The organism is Exiguobacterium sp. JMULE1 (assembly GCF_013337175.1).
Taxonomy (GTDB): domain Bacteria; phylum Bacillota; class Bacilli; order Exiguobacteriales; family Exiguobacteriaceae; genus Exiguobacterium_A; species Exiguobacterium_A indicum.
On record NZ_SGWC01000002.1, the window covers coordinates 2,551,455 to 2,571,351 of the forward strand.

General features: G+C 48.2%; 18 protein-coding genes and 1 riboswitch. Of the genes, 7 read left to right on the plus strand and 11 right to left on the minus strand.

Features of this window, described 5'->3' with window-relative positions; translation table 11 throughout:
- Positions 1–6: 6 nt before the first annotated feature.
- From kdpB to EXW93_RS13535, 3 genes are all read right to left on the minus strand, one after another.
- A complete protein-coding gene (kdpB, locus tag EXW93_RS13520) occupies positions 7–2,073 on the minus strand; it encodes a potassium-transporting ATPase subunit KdpB (protein WP_371811226.1) in 2,067 nt (688 codons plus the stop codon).
- Positions 2,074–2,093: 20 nt separating this feature from the next.
- A complete protein-coding gene (kdpA, locus tag EXW93_RS13525; protein ID WP_174316576.1) occupies positions 2,094–3,734 on the minus strand; it encodes a potassium-transporting ATPase subunit KdpA in 1,641 nt (546 codons plus the stop codon).
- Positions 3,735–4,059: 325 nt separating this feature from the next.
- A riboswitch (cyclic di-AMP (ydaO/yuaA leader) is annotated at positions 4,060–4,213 on the minus strand.
- Between the two features lie 241 nt (positions 4,214–4,454).
- Complete coding sequence (locus tag EXW93_RS13535; protein WP_023469379.1) at positions 4,455–4,649, minus strand: hypothetical protein; 195 nt, start codon at positions 4,647–4,649, stop codon at positions 4,455–4,457.
- Between the two features lie 170 nt (positions 4,650–4,819).
- On the opposite strand from EXW93_RS13535, the gene EXW93_RS13540 reads away from it, so the two are divergent.
- Complete coding sequence (locus EXW93_RS13540; protein WP_174316577.1) at positions 4,820–5,299, plus strand: glutathione peroxidase; 480 nt, start codon at positions 4,820–4,822, stop codon at positions 5,297–5,299.
- Between the two features lie 46 nt (positions 5,300–5,345).
- Here EXW93_RS13540 and EXW93_RS13545 read toward each other — a convergent pair whose 3' ends face one another.
- Positions 5,346–5,915: a hypothetical protein gene (locus EXW93_RS13545; RefSeq protein WP_023469381.1), complete on the minus strand. Its 570-nt coding sequence runs from the start codon at positions 5,913–5,915 to the stop codon at positions 5,346–5,348.
- Between the two features lie 63 nt (positions 5,916–5,978).
- Positions 5,979–7,049, minus strand: coding sequence for a glycerate kinase (locus tag EXW93_RS13550; RefSeq protein WP_174316578.1), 1,071 nt, complete (start codon positions 7,047–7,049; stop codon positions 5,979–5,981).
- A gap of 123 nt (positions 7,050–7,172) precedes the next feature.
- Between EXW93_RS13550 and EXW93_RS16500 the strand changes: the two genes are divergently transcribed.
- The 4 genes from EXW93_RS16500 to EXW93_RS13565 all read left to right on the plus strand — a co-directional run bounded on the left by EXW93_RS16500 (position 7,173) and on the right by EXW93_RS13565 (position 12,128).
- A complete protein-coding gene (locus EXW93_RS16500; protein WP_254606211.1) occupies positions 7,173–7,319 on the plus strand; it encodes a hypothetical protein in 147 nt (48 codons plus the stop codon).
- 68 nt (positions 7,320–7,387) lie between these two features.
- Positions 7,388–10,681, plus strand: coding sequence for a CDP-glycerol glycerophosphotransferase family protein (locus EXW93_RS13555; protein WP_371811191.1), 3,294 nt, complete (start codon positions 7,388–7,390; stop codon positions 10,679–10,681).
- A gap of 152 nt (positions 10,682–10,833) precedes the next feature.
- Positions 10,834–11,517 carry a hypothetical protein gene (locus EXW93_RS13560; RefSeq protein WP_174316579.1) on the plus strand — a complete coding sequence of 228 codons (684 nt, stop codon included), beginning with the start codon at positions 10,834–10,836 and terminating at the stop codon, positions 11,515–11,517.
- Entirely contained in the window at positions 11,514–12,128 is a 615-nt protein-coding gene (locus EXW93_RS13565) for a hypothetical protein (protein WP_174316580.1), read from the plus strand. Before EXW93_RS13560 ends, EXW93_RS13565 begins: the two co-directional genes overlap by 4 nt.
- Before the next feature lie 74 nt (positions 12,129–12,202).
- On the opposite strand, the gene EXW93_RS13570 is transcribed toward EXW93_RS13565, so the two are convergent.
- Positions 12,203–13,108, minus strand: coding sequence for a Gfo/Idh/MocA family protein (locus EXW93_RS13570; RefSeq protein ID WP_174316581.1), 906 nt, complete (start codon positions 13,106–13,108; stop codon positions 12,203–12,205).
- Positions 13,109–13,253: 145 nt separating this feature from the next.
- On the opposite strand from EXW93_RS13570, the gene EXW93_RS13575 reads away from it, so the two are divergent.
- Both EXW93_RS13575 and EXW93_RS13580 read left to right on the plus strand, forming a co-directional pair.
- A complete protein-coding gene (locus EXW93_RS13575; RefSeq protein WP_023469387.1) occupies positions 13,254–14,483 on the plus strand; it encodes an SH3 domain-containing protein in 1,230 nt (409 codons plus the stop codon).
- A gap of 146 nt (positions 14,484–14,629) precedes the next feature.
- A complete protein-coding gene (locus EXW93_RS13580) occupies positions 14,630–15,235 on the plus strand; it encodes an AmiS/UreI family transporter (protein ID WP_174316582.1) in 606 nt (201 codons plus the stop codon).
- A gap of 133 nt (positions 15,236–15,368) precedes the next feature.
- Here EXW93_RS13580 and EXW93_RS13585 read toward each other — a convergent pair whose 3' ends face one another.
- From EXW93_RS13585 to EXW93_RS13605, 5 genes are read right to left on the minus strand one after another with little or no spacing between them, the layout of a single operon-like run.
- Positions 15,369–16,265 (minus strand): LCP family glycopolymer transferase, encoded by an 897-nt coding sequence (locus EXW93_RS13585; RefSeq protein ID WP_023469389.1) that lies wholly within the window; start codon positions 16,263–16,265, stop codon positions 15,369–15,371.
- A gap of 29 nt (positions 16,266–16,294) precedes the next feature.
- Positions 16,295–17,038, minus strand: a complete 744-nt coding sequence (locus EXW93_RS13590; protein ID WP_058264607.1) for a hypothetical protein — start codon at positions 17,036–17,038, stop codon at positions 16,295–16,297.
- A 23-nt stretch (positions 17,039–17,061) separates the two neighbouring features.
- Positions 17,062–18,213, minus strand: a complete 1,152-nt coding sequence (locus tag EXW93_RS13595; protein ID WP_023469391.1) for an aminotransferase class I/II-fold pyridoxal phosphate-dependent enzyme — start codon at positions 18,211–18,213, stop codon at positions 17,062–17,064.
- A complete protein-coding gene (locus tag EXW93_RS13600; protein ID WP_174316583.1) occupies positions 18,210–19,283 on the minus strand; it encodes a lipid II:glycine glycyltransferase FemX in 1,074 nt (357 codons plus the stop codon). Before EXW93_RS13600 ends, EXW93_RS13595 begins: the two co-directional genes overlap by 4 nt.
- Positions 19,264–19,884: a sugar transferase gene (locus EXW93_RS13605; protein WP_174316584.1), complete on the minus strand. Its 621-nt coding sequence runs from the start codon at positions 19,882–19,884 to the stop codon at positions 19,264–19,266. The genes EXW93_RS13600 and EXW93_RS13605 overlap by 20 nt, the downstream gene beginning before the upstream one ends.
- Positions 19,885–19,897 lie beyond the last annotated feature (13 nt).

Genomic DNA, 19,897 nt, shown 5'->3' on the forward strand with positions numbered 1-19,897 from the left:
TTCTCCTTAGAGGATGCTTGCAAGCAAGACATCGATGATTTTAATCCCAATGAATGGAACGACGACACCGCCAAGACCGTAGATCAGTAAGTTACGACCGAGTAATTGATCCGCCGTCATCGGTTTATAGGTAACTCCTCGCATCGCAAGCGGAATCAACATCGGAATGATGATCGCATTAAAGATCAAGGCAGACAAGATCGCACTCGTCGGGGAATCAAGACGCATGATATTGAGTACTTCCATCTGCGGGATTGCGACCATGAACATTGCCGGGATGATCGCAAAATATTTCGCGACATCGTTTGCGATCGAGAACGTCGTCAAGGCACCCCGTGTCATCAAGAGCTGTTTCCCGATTTCGACGACTTCGATGATCTTCGTCGGGTTCGAATCAAGATCGATCATGTTCGCCGCTTCTTTTGCGGCTTGCGTTCCGCTGTTCATCGCGAGTCCGACATCGGCTTGAGCGAGTGCCGGTGCATCATTCGTTCCGTCTCCTGTCATTGCTACGAGGTGACCGGCTGCTTGTTCCTGCTGGATGACACGAATTTTATCTTCCGGCTTACATTCCGCGACGAAATCATCGACGCCTGCTTCGCGGGCGATCGTTGCTGCCGTCAACGGGTTGTCACCCGTACACATGACCGTCTTGATCCCCATCTCACGCAACCGATCGAATCGTTCACGCATGCCCGGTTTCACCGTATCCTTCAAATAGATGACGCCAAGGATCGTTGCGTCGATCGCTACGACGAGTGGTGTTCCACCAAGACGAGAAACTGCATCTACTTTCTCTTGCAAATCATTCGGAATGGTTCCACCTTGTTCCTTGACCCATTCTTGAATCGCTTGCCCCGCCCCTTTCCGTACACGGCGACCATCTCTTAAGTCGAGTCCGGACATCCGTGTCTCTGCGCGGAACGGTACGATCTCTGCATCATCTAACCAATGTTGTTCAACAGGCATCGCGCGAAGTTCAGCGAGTTCAAGAACGGAACGTCCTTCTGGTGTCTCATCAGCGAGTGAGGCGAGGATTGCCCCCTCAAACGCCTGCTCGGCAGTGCGTCCACCGACCGGCGTGATTTCCGACGCCATCCGGTTACCGAACGTGATTGTTCCTGTTTTGTCCAAGATGATCGTTTGGATATCGCCTGCTGCTTCGACCGCCTTCCCGCTCATCGCGATGACGTTGAAGCGGGTAACGCGGTCCATCCCGGCGATTCCGATTGCTGACAGTAAGCCACCGATCGTCGTCGGGATCAAACAAACGAGTAAGGCGATCAAGATCGGACCTGATAGATCAAATCCAAGGTAGTTCGTAAAGACCGGTAATGTCATGACGACAAGTAAGAAAATCAATGTCAAGCTCGTCAAGAGCGTTGATAACGCGAGTTCGTTTGGTGTCTTTTGACGACTTGCGCCTTCGACGAGGGCAATCATCTGATCGAGGAATGATTCACCCGGATTGCTCGTGATTCGAACTTCGATCTCGTCACTGACGACGAGTGTTCCACCGATGACCGAGGAGAAATCACCGCCCGCTTCCTTGATGACCGGTGCGGATTCACCCGTGATCGCTGATTCATCAATCGAAGCAAGTCCTTTGATGATTTCACCGTCACCCGGTACATACTCCCCTGCTCGGACGAAGACGATATCGCCTTTGCGGAGTGTCGCCGACGAGACACTTTGAATCAGTTGTCCGACACGTTTACGTGCCATGACATCTGCTTTTGACGCTTTCAATGAGTCCGCCTGGGCTTTCCCGCGTCCTTCCGCGATCGATTCCGCGAAGTTCGCGAACAAGACCGTTAAGAAGAGGATGATACTGACCGTCAAGTTAAAGCCACGCATCTCATCAATGAAGATCGTATAGCCGATTGCAAGCAAGCAGCCGATCCAGACGACGAACATGATCGGTTGTTTGACCATATTAACGGGATTCAATTTTTTAAAGGCATCGATCGTCGCTTGACGCGCGATCGAGCCACTGATTGCTGATTTGGATTGGTGTTCCGGCTCCCCGTTCGGTTGGTGTTCCTCGGGCGTCGGATGCATGATTCGTTCCATCATATGCTTTTATCTCCTGTTCACATCGTCAGCCAATCCGCGACCGGTCCAAGTACGAGCACTGGCAAGAATGTCAATGCACCGACGAGTACGACCGTACCGAGGAAGACTGTTCCGAAGAGTGGTGTGTCTGTCTTAAACGAAAATTCATCTTGCGGAACCGATTGCTTCGCTTTAAGCGAACCTACGATTGCAAGCATCAAGATCAATGGGATGTAGCGTCCGAAGAACAACGCGAATGATGTCGAGACATTCCAGTAGACGTTTGCGTCGCCGAGTCCTTCAAAACCGGATCCGTTGTTCGCTGTCGCGGACGTGAACTCATACAAGACTTGCGACAGTCCGTGATAACCTGGGTTCGAGATGCCGGCGACGCCTGGCGCGACGTACATCGAGATCGCCGTTCCGACGAGAATCAGGAAGGGCGGCACGAGTAGCGCGATCGCGATCATCTTCACTTCGAACGTCTCGATTTTCTTCCCGAGGAACGTCGGTGTCCGACCGATCAAGAGACCTGTCAGAAAGACTGCGACAAAGGCGTAAAGCAAAACGTTCAGGAATCCTGCACCTGCTCCACCGTAAACGACGTTGAGCATCATATTGCCGAGTTGGATCAATCCTGCGAGCGGATGCAGTGAGTCGTGCATCGCGTTGACCGCACCAGTTTCAGCTGCCGTCGTAATTGAACTGTAGAGCGCCGTTCCGATTTGACCAAATCGTAATTCCTGACCATGCGCTGTTGGATTCGCAAGTAAGCTCCCTGCCATCCCGACCGTCATCATGATGAAGAGAAGCGTCATGACACTAAGGAACAGTCGCCCTTGTTTCGCTGAACCGATGATTTTACCGTATGCAATCGGAAGTGACATCGGAATCAGTAGCATCAAGAACATCTGGATGAAGTTGACGAACTGGTTCGGGTTCTCGAATGGATGCGCTCCGTTGGCACCAAAGAAACCACCACCATTGTTTCCGAGCTGTTTGATGACTTCAAAAGCAGCGACTGGTCCGCGGTAGATCAACTGTTTTGCTCCTTCGAGCGTCGTGACGCTGACTGCTCCTCCAAATGTCTGCGGTACACCGAGTAGGATCATCGCTAAACCGAAGACGAACGAAATCGGTAAGAGAATTCGGAAGATGAAGCGGAAGAAGTCGGCATAGAAGTTACCGAGTGGTTTGTTCGCAAGACCACGAATGACAGCGATACAGACCGTGAATGCCATCGTCGGAGCGACGAATAACATCGTTCCGAGGACGAACGTTTGCGAGAGATACGAGAGTGCCTCACCCGAATAGTGTTGTTGATCGGTATTCGTCATGAAACTGATCGTCGTATGAAGCGCCGTCGACCAGTCGAGATTCACAGCATCGTTCGGATTTAAAGGTAGACTGCCTTGGAAGCGAAGTAACAAATATCCACCGATGAAAAATAATAGGTTAACGAGCAAGAGGCTCTTCGAATAGCCGACCCACGATTGATCGTGTTTCTTTTCATCGACACCGAGTAATAACAACAGTCGTCGTTCGACCTTACCAATTTTATCGACCCGGCGCTCTGCGACAGGTGCGAAGTATACTCCGATGTAGCGACCGAGTAAGACCGCCGCACAAAGTGCGATGACGAGTAGGATCCAAAATTGGATCATGAATTGAGTCCACATGTTTTTCTTTTCTCCCTATGCGATTAGAATTTTTCTGGATACATCAGACAATAACCGAGATACAAGAAGACGAGGCAGCCCGTCGCCAGTAAAAACCATGTCATTTGCGGTCACCTGCTCTCCACTGGACACGCTCGATCAGATGAATCATCCCGAACGTCGTACCGAAGAAGAAGGCAAGTAGTAAGATACTCCACAGCTCTCCCATTATGAAATTACCCCCATATTATTCAATATTTTTACAATTAAACACGACAAAAAGGCGATGTGAGGCGAAAAACGGCCCCAGCATCGCCTTTATACCTTGGCATACTGAAAAAGAGTCGTTCCCTCCTAAAAACGCCTGCGAGGTTAGCTGTCGGATTCGGGCATACCTAGGATTTCGCCCTACCTTTCCCGTTCGGAAAGGATTCACCCCTTGTCACGTGTCGTGACGGTTGGGTCCCCCGCTTCAATCATGAATTCGGCGTACTTTGAGATCGAAGCATTAACATGTTAGTGTTCGTTGATGAGATGGATATTACTCCGATTTTTTAGAGTTGTAAATAGAAAAGTTGAAAAAAAAATAGTCTGATTTTTTAATGACTTACTTTTGAAAAATAGTGTTTTTCAACCCTATGCTATAGAAGAAAAAAAACCGCAGAAATCGATTCCTTCATCTAAAATGGAGGAGCTCCATTTCAGTGAGAATCGTTCCGCAGTTTCATGAACAAACAACGATTATGATTGCTGATTCATTTTGGCATGGACCGTCAAAGGAGCTAGCATCGTCACCCATAGGGCAACCACTCCAGAAACAAGAATCACAATATCGCGTTCGAATCCAAGCGTCAGTAACGTGATACAACTACCGACCAGGACGAGACAAAGCGTCGCGATCATGACGAACCGCGATTGTTTTAACATTTTTCTCATGTGGCATCTCTCCTTTCCTTCCATATTCCTTTTCATCGTAACAAAGATTCGTCGAAAAAGCGTCGCTGACACTCGATTGTGATGTTTCTGTCATCTCATAAGTAACGAGAGAAGACGACGAGAAAACGGATTTGTTACACTGTAGAAGTACTTAAAAAGGGGGAATCGATATGTTACAAGATCATTCATTTCAACGCGTCGACGGAACGTCGGCATCTTTAACTGACTACCCAGCTCAAGCATGGCTGATCGTCAATACAGCCAGCAAATGTGGCTTGACGCCGCAGTTTGAAGGACTCGAGCAATTGCATCAAGACTATCGTTCGCAAGGATTGACCGTACTTGGTTTCCCGTGTAATCAGTTTGCGAATCAAGACCCGGGAACGGACGAGGAGATCCAGTCGTTCTGCCAAGTCAACTACGGCGTGACGTTCCCCGTCTTTTCAAAAATCGATGTCAACGGTGAGCAAGCACATCCGTTATTCGAAGAACTGAAAGCACAAGCACCAACGACGGACGGTGCAACAGACATCGAGTGGAATTTCACGAAATTCCTCGTGACCCGTGATGGAGAAGTGACGCGGTTCTCTCCAAAAACGAATCCAACTGATTTGACGGCAGCGATCGAACGATTGCTCGTTCAAGTCTAAAAAATAAGCTTCCCTCCTTCTATCTTGAAGGAACGGAAGCTTATTTTCATGTTGTCCCCGGCTCGAGATGACGACTGATCATCTCTTCCGCCAATCGTTTGACGTCATCGATATCGCGCATTTCCGTGAACGGATGCCCCCAGACGATCAGCTCTTCGATTTCTTCAATCGGTTGCGTCGTATAGCGTGTACCATCGGCAACGAACTCTTGCGCAATTGTGGATTCAAAGGCAGCATATTTTAGGAGCCACGGCTTTTCACTTAAGATCTTTTGCGCATGTTTCGCTTGCTTGAACGAAACATCGCCGACGAGGACGACCGGATCGAATCGTTCGTGGAGCGGATGCGTATATTGAACAGAGATCAGCAATCCATGTTGATTCGTTTTTTCTTGTTGCCGGACATACGTCCGTGTTAAAAAGTGCGGCACGAGTGACTCCGCACTCTCCTTTGTCTGATGGATGCTCAGACCATGCTCCGTTTGGACGACTTCCGGGAGAACCGGTTCGTATCCACGGTTTGCTAATTGTTGATCGAGCTCTTTGAATAATAGCAGGGTATGTTCGACCAGTGCTCGGACTTGGCGAAACGATAATTGAATCGATTGATTGATCATACGATGACCTACCTTCTCTAAAAGTATGGCAATATACAGTTATTTACCCAAACTTTTCCGACTTCATCCCTGTTCCCGTGAAAGTTCTTTTAGCCAGATCGAGGCCTGCTCTGTTAAGCGAGCAAACGTCTGCTCTTTGTCTAACGTAACGGGTCGGTCGATATGAATCGATCGACAATCCAGCGCACCGGGTATCTTTTCTTCGACGATACCCGCAAGAATAAGACATGGAACTTGAGCAATTCCAGCAGATCGCACGATTTCTCCTGTTATTTTCCCTAATTGACTTTGGCGATCGACTTTCCCTTCACCAGTCCAGACATAATCTGCTTTCCGTAATCGTTCCTCGCATCCTAAATACGCGAGGATGGACTGGGCACCCGACACGATCGTTCCCCCGACAGCATGAATCGCACCACCCAGTCCCCCTGCGGCTCCTGCACCTTGAATATTTTCTAGCTTGAGAATCGTTTCCATTTCTTTCAATCGTTGATCTAAACATTCAATCTCATTTCGTCGTAACCCTTTTTGGGGTCCAAATAGATACGCTGGACCGTCTTGACCAGAGTAATGGGAACGAACATCTACCAATGCCTCCAACGAAAATGGAGCGTCTATACATGCCAGCCATCGCGTCTCGACTAGCGGATTCGTGTGAAACCGAATCGGACGATCTTCCGCATCTCGTAAAGAACATCCCATTTCATGTAAAAAACCAAGCCCGCCATCTGTCGTTCCTGTTCCTCCAAGAGCGACTCGAATCTTTGTCATGCCTTTTCGGCGTAACGTCTGGACGAGATGACCGACTCCTTTCGTGTGTAACAAAAATGGATCGTCTGTTTCATGTCTCATCGATAGTCCGCATATCTGTGCGACTTCAATGACGGCTTCCTGTTCATGTTGCGCATACATCACTTCACAAGGGCGTCCGGCTAAATCCACCGTCCACTCCGTCCGTATCTCATAGCCACCTGCCGCATACACAGCTAGTGTTCCTTCTCCTCCATCAGCAACAGGCGATTGATCGATGATCGCGGATGGATCCTGTTGAAGAATACCTGCAGCGACCGCCTCTGCCGCTTCTTTCGAAGCGAGGCTTCCTTTGAACGTGTCCATTAAAATCAAATGACGCATTCTTCACACCTTCTTTATAAGTTAATTCGACTTTTTCTGTAACCACTTACATTTACTTTTATGGTATGTTATTGTGTGTCGAAAATATCATTTACTTCTTTTTACATCTTAGGAGGTTTTGTTATGAATGTATCACATCTGTTTTTGAGAATGGCACGGTCCGGTAAAACGATCTTACCGAAACGCTCTTCTTCTAAAGAACGGAAGACTAGCAAACAGCAGATCACTCTTATGTCGGACGAACATGCTTTATCCTTATCGGGTCATTGACCGATCCGGATTTAGTCGTCGAGTCCCTTTGTATTTATGACCGGAATCAGCTCCTCGTCACGGAGCTCGTGAATCATCAAGCACGTTCAACCTTTTTCCGATTCGAATTCAATCCATCCCATATTCACCTTCTGATCGACCACCTCATTCAGCATCAAGACACTCACCTAGAACAAGAAGATTTTTTAGAAGAATCAGCTCTTACACCTGAGACGTTACTGCCTCATGGTCGATTTTCCCTATATCTCAAATATCGTAAACCGCTTGCGGCCATTCCACCGGAAACACTTGAGAAGTGGCAAGAGAGCGGTCTTCCTTCGCGATCGACCATTACTAATGAGTCATATGTACGAGAAATTACATTAGGTCGTTTCTTACGTACTACTATTCCTTCACCACTCTCGCCTCTTTTTGATGAAGCGAAGCAACATCGCGTCTTTTTTTACACAGACTTGAAAGGAAACATCCGATTATTGCTCAACAAGGAACCCGTCATTAAGTCACGGCTTCAGATTGATCGGATCGATAAAAAACACTCTCACGAAACACATATCGAAGGGAAACTTTTTTCACGTCATTCTTTTTTAAAGAAAGGACAGCTCATCCTCGTCCATCGTGAAACCGGAGATCGGATCGCACTGCCTGTTGATTGGTTCTATGATCAAGAGGCAAGTCAACGTCGGTTTGGTCTATATCGCTATACGTATCGCACACAGATTGATTGGTCCGCCTTACAATCGGAGCGTCTTCTCCATGAAGGCATCTACGATAGCTTCATGGAACTGACCTACTACCATCGTCTGATCCCTCGCCTCGTCCGACTCGGAAGAGCTCGTTACATCACACGTCATCTCACAACGGAACTCACTGGGCGCAACGCGACACATACGATGCATGTCACACCTTATTTCACTGTCGGTCATCGGAATCTCTCGTTTGAATTAAGTGCGTTCACGAACGAAAATTATCGTTACCTTGAGCATATGATGACGTTTGCCCCTCTCTATCGTCTCTTTGCTGACCGAAAAACATGGTTGATCGGGGAAAGACCTTATAAAGCACAAGATAACGGGTATCACTTTTTCCGGTTCATGCGCGAGCAGCATGCAGAACATCCTGCTTACTACGTGATTGATCCAAATTCACCTGAGTATGATAAGGTCGCGATTCTTGGAAATACCTTGCCTTTCCGTTCGAAAGAACATATTTATCATTCGTTCATGGCAAGTAAATTCGTTGGAACCCATCATGCCGACTATCTTTATCCCCTTCGCTCACCGCGATTCAAGCGAAAAATGAAAGCCGACCGGATCTTCATTCAACATGGAGTACTGGGCGCTAAAAATATGGAGAATCAGTACGGCAAATTCGCATTATCGTTCGATACTGATCTCTTTTTAGTGAGTTCTGAACGGGAACGTCGATTGGTCATGCAGGATATGGGCTATCGTCAAGACGAGATTCGAATTACGGGGCTCTCACGCTTCGACGCCCTCTTGAACGGTGACACGCCCGTCAAACGGCAAATCTTGATCATTCCGACGTGGCGTTCGTGGTTGCAAACACCTATTCAGTTCTTGGAATCGGACTATTTCGCACAGTACTCCGCTCTTTTAGAACACCCGCGCCTCCATGAACTCGCACACGACCATGATTTGGAGATTCTGTTCTGTTTACATCCGAATATGCAACAGTACGCGAGCCATTTCGAGCGTTTCCCAGTGACCGTCATCTATCAAGGCGAACGGGATGTCCAAAGTTTGTTGAAGGAGAGTCTCTTACTCATTACAGACTACTCGAGCGTCGCCTTTGATTTTAATTTCTTAGGACGACCGGTTCACTATTTCCAATTCGATGCTCGCAGATTCATCGGTCCGGTCGGTTCGCACCTTGATTTAGCGAAAGAGTTACCCGGCCCCATCTCGACTACAGTCGATGATTTAATCGCTGACCTCGAAGCGACGGCCTCACGTGATTTTGCGATGCTTCCGTCTTACAAGGAGCGGGCTGCGGTCTTCTTAAAACCAACAGAACAGTCTTATTCCGAAGATATCTACCAAACGATTCTTGATTACAAACAGCAGCGCCATGTTTGGGAAACGATACAAACAAAAGAAGCATCACTCGTGTTATTCCGACTTTTCCGTCGGAGTCGCTTCTATTTTCCGATCATGAAAATCAGCTATCGCTTGATGAAAAAATTACCGGTACAAGAAAATAAAATTGTGTTCGAGAGCGGGCTCGGTAAACAGTACGGTGATAGTCCCCGTTATATCTATGAAGAATTGCGTCGCCTCGGTAGCACCCATCAAGTCGTCTGGGTACACAATAAACGACTCTATCTCGGGGATGATCATGTTAACGTCATCAAACGTCTGTCACCTCGCTACTTTTATCATTTAGCGACGGCCAAGTACTGGGTGAACAATCAAAACTTCCCTCATTACATGACCCGACGTAAAGAAACGACCTATATTCAAACATGGCACGGCACACCACTGAAAAAGATGTTATTCGATTTAGAGGAAATTCATGGTCGAGACGCCGGTTATGTCGACCGTGTCACTCGCTCGATCCAACAATGGAGCGTGCTTCTCTCGCCGAGTAGTTATGCGACAGCGATTTTTAAAAGTGCTTTCCAGTATGAAGGAACAATCCTTGAATCCGGCTATCCACGTAATGACTTATTTTTTGCAGATGCTACGAAAAAGGTCGACGACTTGCGTGCACAACTGAACATTTCGCCGGATAAGAAGGTCATTTTATATGCTCCTACGTTCCGGGATCATCATGCATTAGGAAACGGAAAATTTTTCTTTGATTACCCGTTCGAATTCAGTCGTGTCGCTGAAGCACTAGGGGATGACTATGTATTCCTCATTCGGACCCATGTACTCGTGACGAAAAAACCGAAAATTCCAAGTGAGTATCGAGAACAGTTCCTCGATGTCACCAACTATCCCGACATCCAAGAACTCTATTTATTAACTGATTTATTGATCACTGACTATTCATCCGTCTTTTTTGATTTCGCCAATCTTAATCGTCCAGTCCTGTTCTATGCTTATGACCTAGAGCTCTATCGCGATACGTTGCGCGGTTTCTACTTGGACTATCAAAAGGACTTACCTGGTCCGATCATTGAAGAGGAACTGTCCTTTTACGAGGCACTGGCGACGATTCCGTCTTGGTCGAAGGATTATCAAATAAAGCTCGATCATTTTCGGGAAACGTTCTGTGCGAAAGAGGATGGACTTGCCGCTAATCGCGTAGTACGCACCTACTTCTTAGATGATGCTCCACTCGAAGCGTCCGAAACAGCGGAAGGAATCTTCGTAACGGATCCGTTGAAAAGTACGTAAATGAAACAGTAAAGAACTCATCCATTATCAAGCTGGATGAGTTCTTTTTCATGCTTTGATTACGTTTTCAATTAATGATAAGATGGAAATGATTTCAATAAATAAGATACCGACAAGAAATTGAATTTCATACACTTAGGAGGACTTGTCTTATGGAACGTTGTTCACTTTGCGGAACACCTCTAGGCTACGAGGATGACGCGTGCTCCTATTGCCAGCATCCCGTCATCGCACGGAAGCGTCCTGAAACGGAACCGACTTCATCTGCATTTCGTCCTGTTCTACTATGCATAATCATTCTTTTCGTCTTAATGACCTCGAGTTTATTTTGGTATGTGACGAAAGATGCCTCTTCTTCAGAGGTCGTACCTTCTCCAGTCCAGACATGGAGTCTCTCGGAATGGTCAGATGAACAGGTTGCCTATAATCAAACCTATTCGAAAAATAAACCGCCTACATCGTATGATGTATTACGTTTCGTCCGTCAGTATACAGGAACCGTTCCTGAACTCATCACCTTTTCAACACGTTATGATTCGATCGAGACTTTCTCTTCGATTCAATATATGTCTTCTCGCGCATTCAAATCTGAACTTCAGGCACTGACCGCTCTGCGCCAAAAAGCAACTTCTGCTGCACCACCCCGCATTCACACAGTTGAATTCCAGGATTTTTCATCCGATGGTTCCATCTATGAACTTCGTACGCTAGAAACGTATCAAACGACACAAGGAAACGAGCCTTCATTTGTCACCTATCGCGTGCAGTATCGTATTCAACTGCATACGGATCATCTCCAAATCACGCACACTACACGAACTGAGGTGAAAACATGAGATATACATGGATGCTTCTTTTCTGTTTGATTTTATCAGGTTGTAAAGAGACACCCTCTAACGTTCAAAGGGAAATGGAGAACGATGCCTACACTCAAGTCGTCGAGCGCGCGACAACTGAGCAGGATAGTCAAGCGGCTCAAACGATGGTGAAGTTGGAGCAACAGTTCGCTAGCTATCATTTCAAAGAAGTAATCCGAACTGCCCGTACGATTGAACAGTCTGATTTAGCGCCGGATCACCCGATTCGTGAACGGGCTCAGTTGATTGAACAAACCGCTCAAGAGAAAATCAAGCAAGTCCGGCAGTTTGAAGGAACGTATGAAGTGGAGCGAAGTACTTTCGAAAATGAACTGTTTGAAGGGAGTGATCGTATCCACGTTTCGTTTGATTCACGAAATACCTTTGTCGCATCCCTTCAATTCGATCACTTCGGAACAGCTGGATCTTTTCGAAACGATACAGAAGTCATTCGATTCGAGCCTGACCTTTCAGCTCGCCTTTTCTTTTCAGAAGGAAGTGTGACGTATCGATTCGTTCGTTCCTCGCTTCGTCTGACCTTCGAAGGACCAGGCGGAAAGAAAACGTATCAGCTTTATGAGGTGACGTGATGGTAGAAGACCCATTCCTCGATTCCATCCATAGAAAAGCCGTACTCTTCTTGATTCCAGAGTACGGCTTTCGTTCATCTCATCACATGTTGATAGATGTGATGACAGAGTTCATGAGTTTCTAAACTATCTGAAGCCGTGACGGACGCAGACGGCTCACCCGCTATCGTTTTCAAGAATGCATCAATCAAGGCAATGAATCCTCTTCGACTCAATGTCGATTCCCAGTTATCTAGCGGATAGACAAGCGTTCCTTCACTCGTTTGTCGTTCGTGCATCGTCACGTCTGTAGCGATCCGCTTTTCATGCGGTCCCATCACTTCTACCCGCTCTTCCGTGACACCATTGTTCCGGTTCATCACTCCGATGGCAGTAATTCCATTTGATTCGAATTGAATCGTAACGTGATGCAACCCACTCGTATCCTGCTTACTCCGGATATGCAGGTTTTCGATTTTTCCACGTCCCGTCAAATAGCGCAGCGTATCCGCAACATGGATGAAATCATCAAACAAAAAAGGTTGCGCGCCCTCAACAGAAGGCGTTCGATTTTTTTGCATGATGATCATATTCGGGGATTCAACTTCTAACAGGCGACGATGTGCGGACGCGAATCGTCGATTGAATCCTGTAATGAACGGGACCTTCTTTTCCTCTGCCAATTGAACCAGCTCCCGAATTTCCTCGATGTTCATCGAAATCGGCTTATCGACGAATATAGGCACCCCTGCTTCAAGTGCTTGCTTCGCTTGTGTTGCATGCGCTTTTGTTGCGGAATGAATCATGACAGCATCCATTCCCTCTGACAACGCCGCTTCTAAAGTCGGAAACGTACCTGAAAAACGATACATCGATTGCCATTTTTTCGCTTTTTCCTCTTCGCGCGAAATCAAATGAATGTCCACTTCTTCTCTTGCGGCATATACAGGTAAGTATGCTTTTTGTGCGATATCTCCGATACCTACTACGGCTAATTTCATCTACTATCTCCTCCATTCATCTACTCCATTATTCCCTTTTCATCACTATTATATTCGAATGCATCAATTTTTTTGAAAACAAGTGAATTTCCTTTTTTTGTTTTATGATGAATCTATATTTTCAAAAAGGAGGGAATGATTTTTTATGAAGCCATTTTTTCGAATGAGTCTGATACTCCTGATCCTGTTTACACTTTTCCTACCAGCTTTACCGGCGCAAGCTGCCAGTTATCAAGTCGTCGTCACATCCAAATCCGGAGGAAATATTCGTTCTAAACCAAGTACGAGTTCCTCTGCAACTATCGTTCGCCTCGCTGCGTATCAATCGAAATTCACAGCAGTATCGTATTCGAACGGTTGGTACAAAATCAAAGATGGCGGCACCTACCGTTATCTGTCCAATCAAGTCGCAAAAAAAGTGACCGGTCCGAGTACATATGCTCTCGTCGTCACCTCTAAGTCTGGCGCGAACATTCGCTCCAAACCAAGCACGTCCTCTAGTAAGACGATCGTTCGGCGTGCTGCTTACAAGAGTGTGCTACAAGCAGTCTCCTATTCCAAAGGATGGTATAAGATTAAAGACGGAGGAAAGACACGCTACGTTTCCAATCAAGTCGTCCGAAAGAAAACAGCAGCTAGTAAATATCCGGTTGCCTCTTTACGCTATTTTCAACTCGGTTCTACTTCCTATATTACGACGAAACAAAGTAATGTCCGACGGTATCCGGCAAGTACGACCAAGTTGTTGACTGCCATCGTCGGATACGAAGTAGCCGCTCGAAACGGTACACTGGATCAACCTTTTACGCTCACGTATTCCATGATTTCAGTACCGTATGGTAGCAGTGTGGCGAGTTTACGCTCGGGAGATCGTGTCACGATGCGCCAACTCTTGAATGGCATGTTGATTCGCTCGGGTAATGATGCCGCTAAAGCGATTGCCGTTCGGACCGCGGGTTCTGAATCAAAGTTCGTTTCGTTAATGAATAGTCGTGCTCAAGCACTCGGCATGACAGCAAGTCATTTTTCTAATCCACATGGTTTTCATGAATGGAATCACTATACGACAGCTGCCGATATGCAAAAACTCGCGAACACATACGCGAATTATAGCTACCTGATTACAGTAAGCGGTCGAAAATCATATAAAGCAAGCATCAAAGGACCTTACGCTCGGACGTTAAAGTGGTATCACACAGATAAAACCTTACCTAAGGAACCTCGTATTTATGCGAGTAAAACGGGATATACTCCTGAAGCGAACAATACGCGCGTCTTTTTCCTTAAAAAGGGGAATGTCCGTTATGGATTGGTCACACTCAAAGGTACTCCCACTCAAACGGAAACGACACTCCGCTCTGTCTTGAAACAATAATTGCTCAATCAACAACCTGATTCCCTTTCCGGGAGTCAGGTTATTTTTCATTTTGTCTCTAAAATTATGCTTGCGCTGAAAACGAATTCATCTTAGAGTTAAGTTTAGAATCAGACGTCTGACGTCTTAATGAAGGAGAGTTTTACGTGGGAAATGTCAGTTTGTTATTTGGGGGCGTCGCGCTCTTTTTAAATAGTTTGACCTTGTTCGGAAAAGTCGATCTCCGTAGCGCGGGTGTCTTCAGTCTCATCACCGGTTTATTGCAGACGTTCATCGCAACCTATCTCATCATCGGTGCCGCTGGCGATCCAGCGTTGACGTTCGGATACGCGAGCATCTATCTGTTTGCCTTTACGTACGTTTACGTCGGGATCACGTTCTTGTTTAATCTCGACGGGAGCGGGGTCGGTTGGTTTTCCTTGTTCGTTGCGATTGCCGCCTTGTTTTATGCGTTCGTCAGTTTCACGACGAATGACATCATCGGTGGTGTGACGTGGTTGTTCTGGGCGTTGCTCTGGAGCCTGTTCTTTCTCGGAATGGGAATGAATCGCCCGATTGATGCAATCACTGCCCGTGTCGCCCTCGTCTTGAGCTGGTTGACATTAATCGTACCGGCACTGATCGGGCTTCGATTCGGCTACTTCAGTTCAGCGTATCAATGGTTATGGAGCGGTGCTGCCATTCTGACTACCGTCTATTTCCTCTATACGATGATGAAATTCTCGATGCTTCGGACGATCCGGTCATCGTGATACGCTCATCGATTCATCAAAAAAAGATGTCCATTTTCGGTTATGAATCGGAGATGGACATCTTTTTTTGTTTTATTTGTAGTATACGTCAAACGAAAAGCAAAATAATTTGTTCGCTCGTTCTTGCCTCATGTCATTCCAATGCTTCCTTTAGTTGAGCTTGAACTTCTTTCAACGACTTATCCGTCGGATGCCAGTAGTAGATTCCGTCCGATTCGATTCCCCCTTTCCCGTCGAGTGATAAGGTCTCGACATTTCGTAAGGCATCCCGGTAATCCGTCGCGACGGTCCGGGCAACGGAAAATGGTACGTTCGTCTTGACGTTTTTCCCGAGTGCGTCGAGGACAGCATTGAAGCGACGAATCGAGAAGTCCTCCGTCATCTTATCGGTGACCGCCTGAACGACTTGCCGTTGACGGATCTGTCGTCCAAAGTCACCGCGTGGATCATCATAGCGCATCCGCGCATAGGCAAGTGCTTCTTTCCCGTTCAGCGACAGTTCCCCTTTTGGAAATTGCATCTCATAATATGAGAAATTGATATCGTTCTCGACGGTGACACCATCGACGGCATTAACGAGATCCGTGAACCCTTCTAAATTGATTTCTGCGAAATAGTCGAGTCGGATATCCAGCAGATGACTAACCGTGTCGAGTGCCATCTGTGGACCACCGAAGGCATACGCATGATTGATTTTATCGTTCGATCCATTGCCGATGATTTCTGTTTTCAAATCACGCGGGATACTGATCATTTGGCTCTTATTCGTCTTCGGATCAATCGTTACGACGATGATCGTATCACTGCGTCCTGTCTCGTTTTTTCGTTGATCGACGCCGAGTAATAAAAAGGAGAGCCCTTTTTTCTGTTCGACGGCTTTCTCTGTCTCGACGCTCGCCTTGACTGGCACTTGGACTTGAACTTCTTTCATCGTCTGGCTCGCTTTATGGTACACATACCCGCCTGAACCGAAGAGAAGGAGCAGGCATATCCCCGTCAGTGTCAACACGATCCATTTCCACTTCTTCATCATCCATTCCCCTTTTCTTCGATCTGAATTCAGGACGGTCTCTGCGCTTCAAGTACGAGCAACGCATTGCGCCAGCTACCGAACAAAGCGGTGATGACGCCGATGCTTGGCGCATCACGTCCGATGCTGAACCGTTGGTAACTTGCGATCGTCAGATGTTCCGTTTCTTTTACAGCTGCGGCGAGCACGTCGAGTACCTCCTCTTCCCGCCAGCGTTTTCGCGGAAATTCGATGCCGATGATTTCAAGGGCGTTTGACCAAGAGCCGTACCGGCGAGCAATCGTTGCGACGGTCGGACGATTTTGACCAGCCGCCCACTTCGTGTAGGTCTGGCTCGTCAAGACCGGCAAGGCACCTTGCGCTTCAAGTAATGACTCGATGATCCGTTGTTCCATTTCCTGGATGCGTTCCTTTAAGATATCCGCTTCTGACAATGCCTGCTGCCACGAGTTGAATTGATGGACGATATCCGTCAGGCTAGGTGCTTGCTTTTGTTGCGCCCATTCGCGGTACGTCGCGCTCGTGAAAGGATCGAGTTCCTCCCGTGCCTGACGCAAGGCGTCAATGATTTCCGATTTCGTGAACGTCAAGCGGGCTTGTCCGATGCCAGCTCGTTCCAAGGCGATCTGCCACGACCCAAACAGCATCAGGATTTCCGCGACGCTTGGATGAGTGGTGTTCAATTGCCAGCGGAAATAGGTATTGGCCGTCAATTCATTCTTCCCGTTCGCAGCGAGACGGAGTGCGTGGATCGCTTCCTCCATATCGCGCATGACGATGTCCCCTTCCCATATATTCATGACTGGACGTTCCGGCGTACGTTCGTCTGTAAGGTATGACGAACGTTTCGGATGACGACGGCTTGTTCGGTGAACGTCATTTGTGAAGCAGACGGGAGGCAGATTCCGTCTTCAAACAGACGACGGCTGACATCCATCCCTTCTGCTGTGATGAATGGTACGTCGCGATAGACGGGCTGCAAGTGCATCGGTTTCCAGACCGGACGGGACTCGGCATTCGCTTGTTGTAGCGTCTGGATCATCGCATCGCGTTGCACTTGACCACCTGGTAAGAGAAAAGCACTGAGCCAACGGTTGGCGAATGTTCCGGTCTGCTCGACTTGCGACGTGACGCCGCCCGGTGCAAAGGCACGTTCATAACGATCAAAGATCTTCCGCCGCGCATCGACGCGTTGATCGATGACTTCGAGTTGACCGCGTCCGATCCCAGCAGCGACGTTGCTCATCCGGTAGTTGTAGCCGACTTCCGTATGCTCGTAATGGAGGACCGGTTGTCTCGCCTGTGTCCCGAGATAGAAGGCACGTTCGATCAAGGCTGGATCATTTGCGACGAGCATTCCACCACCTGACGTCGTGATGATCTTGTTGCCGTTGAAGGAGTAGATCCCGAACGTCCCGAATGTCCCCGTCATCCGCCCGTTGACGCGTGTTCCAAGTGACTCTGCCGCGTCTTCGATCAACGGAACATCGTACTCTTCACAGAGCGCAGCGATCTCCTCGATTTGTGCCGCGACTCCGTATAGATGAACGACGATGACGGCTTTCGGAAGTTTTCCTCGCGTTGCCGCCTGGATCAACGCGCGTCGGAGTGCGACGGGTGACATGTTCCATGTCTCCTCTTCCGAATCGATCAGGACGGGACGAGCACCGACGTAACGAATCGGATTCGTCGAAGCGATGAACGTCAAGGACTGACAGAAGACGTCATCCCCCGTCGTGACACCAAGCGTCGCGAGTGCCAAGTGAATGGCTGCCGTACCACTGCTCGTCGCAAGCATTGCGCGAGCTCCCGTGTAGGCTTGCATCTCTCGTTCGAAGGCGTCGACGTTCGGTCCAAGCGGTGCGACCCAGTTCGTCTCGAGTGCTTCCGTGACGTAACGTGCTTCTTGACCACTTAAGTGCGGGATGGAGAGCGGGATGTGTTTCATGATGTTTCCTCCCTTCGAGGTGACAGCTGACGGAGCGGCGTCCGGTAGATCGGGAACCACTGTCCTGTCTCGATTTCCGGATGTTGTTGTTTGATTTGTCGCGCGAGCCGGTCATAAATCGTCGGATCAAGAATCGATGTCCCGAGTCCAAAAAATGTTCGATTCGCTTCACCAAAGGATCGTTTGTAGGCGAGTAAGCTATCTGCATCGGATCGTGTCGTTCCGCCACCGAGATGTAACGCTTGAAGACCAGCTTGTTTTGCCCAGCGAATCATCTCCGCGAATAATAGATGATTCGGGCGAAGCGACAAGTAGGCAGGATCTGAAGCACCGAGATGATAATGTGCGAACTGGCGACCCGTCAGGACGATGCACCCAGCGATGATCCGCCCCGCTTGTTCGGCAAGCAACAGGACATTTTTGATCCGTCCTTCAGCGAAGTGATCGAAGTAGGTCTGATCAAAGTAATACCGCGCATCGGCTTGATGTTTATCCATCGTCATCTGATAGAGACGGGCGAAGTCGCAGTACTCTTCCGGACGTCCGAGGCGAATCGTGACGCCTTCGCGGCGTGCTTTCCGGATGTTACGTCGCGTCATTTGCGAGAATCCACCTTCGATTGTCTCGAACGGATCCGTCAGCTCAAGTGTCACCGTCGGCTGCAAGATATCCGTTTGATGGCACCAGTGTTGACCGAGTTCCTGATTGTGTAGCAAAGGGTGGAAACGAACCGTCTCGGTGACGATTCCGGTTTCACGACAGTACTGTTCGAATCGCGCGCGGGCTTCGCGAATCTGATCAAGTGACCAGATACCCATGAAATAAGGACCACCATAGCCGTACGGCGTCGTGATGTCCTCAAAGCGTGTGCCTGGAATCGGTCGCCGCAAGTACGGATAGATCAACGTCCCAAACTCCGTCGGATAATAAAATAATTCAGGAATCTCATCGGGCCCCTTCGCAAGTTCGAAGTAAGCATGTTCGTAATAACAATCGAGTTGATAGGTCGCGACGAGTGCGTCCCATTCGCGTGGATCCCGAATCAACCGTTCATCGCTTAGCGACATCATGGGGAACACCTCCGTCGAGACCCTTGAACTCACCCATGCCGGTCTGGTGAGCCGTCGAGTTCCCTTCTGACGAGATGACCATTTTGAACGTCTTGAATAGGATGTAGAGATCCAGTCGGAATGTATGATTGGCTGCATACCATTGATCTTGCTCGAGGCGTTGCTGCCACGTCGTTGCGTTGCGACCGTGAATCTGTGCCCAGCCTGTCAGACCAGGTAAGACATCGTGTCGTGCCATCTGCTCCTTCGTATAATGGTTCAGATAGCTGACGAGTAACGGACGCGGTCCGACGAAACTCATCTGTCCGCGGAGGATGTTTAAGAACTGCGGGATCTCATCAAGGCTTAAGCGACGAATCCACTCGAGCGATGCCGGAATCCGGTCCGCATCCGGAAGGAGTTTCCCTTCGGCATCCGTTTCATTCGTCATTGTGCGGAACTTATAGATCTTGAACAATTCTCCCTTATAACCAGGGCGGACTTGATTGAAGAAGATCGGTCGTCCAAGCTTCGTGTAGATGACTAAGGCGACGACGGCGTAGACAGGAATCAAGATGAAGATGGCGATCAGACTAACCGTGAAGTCGAATGTGCGTTTCATGATGACGTCCTCC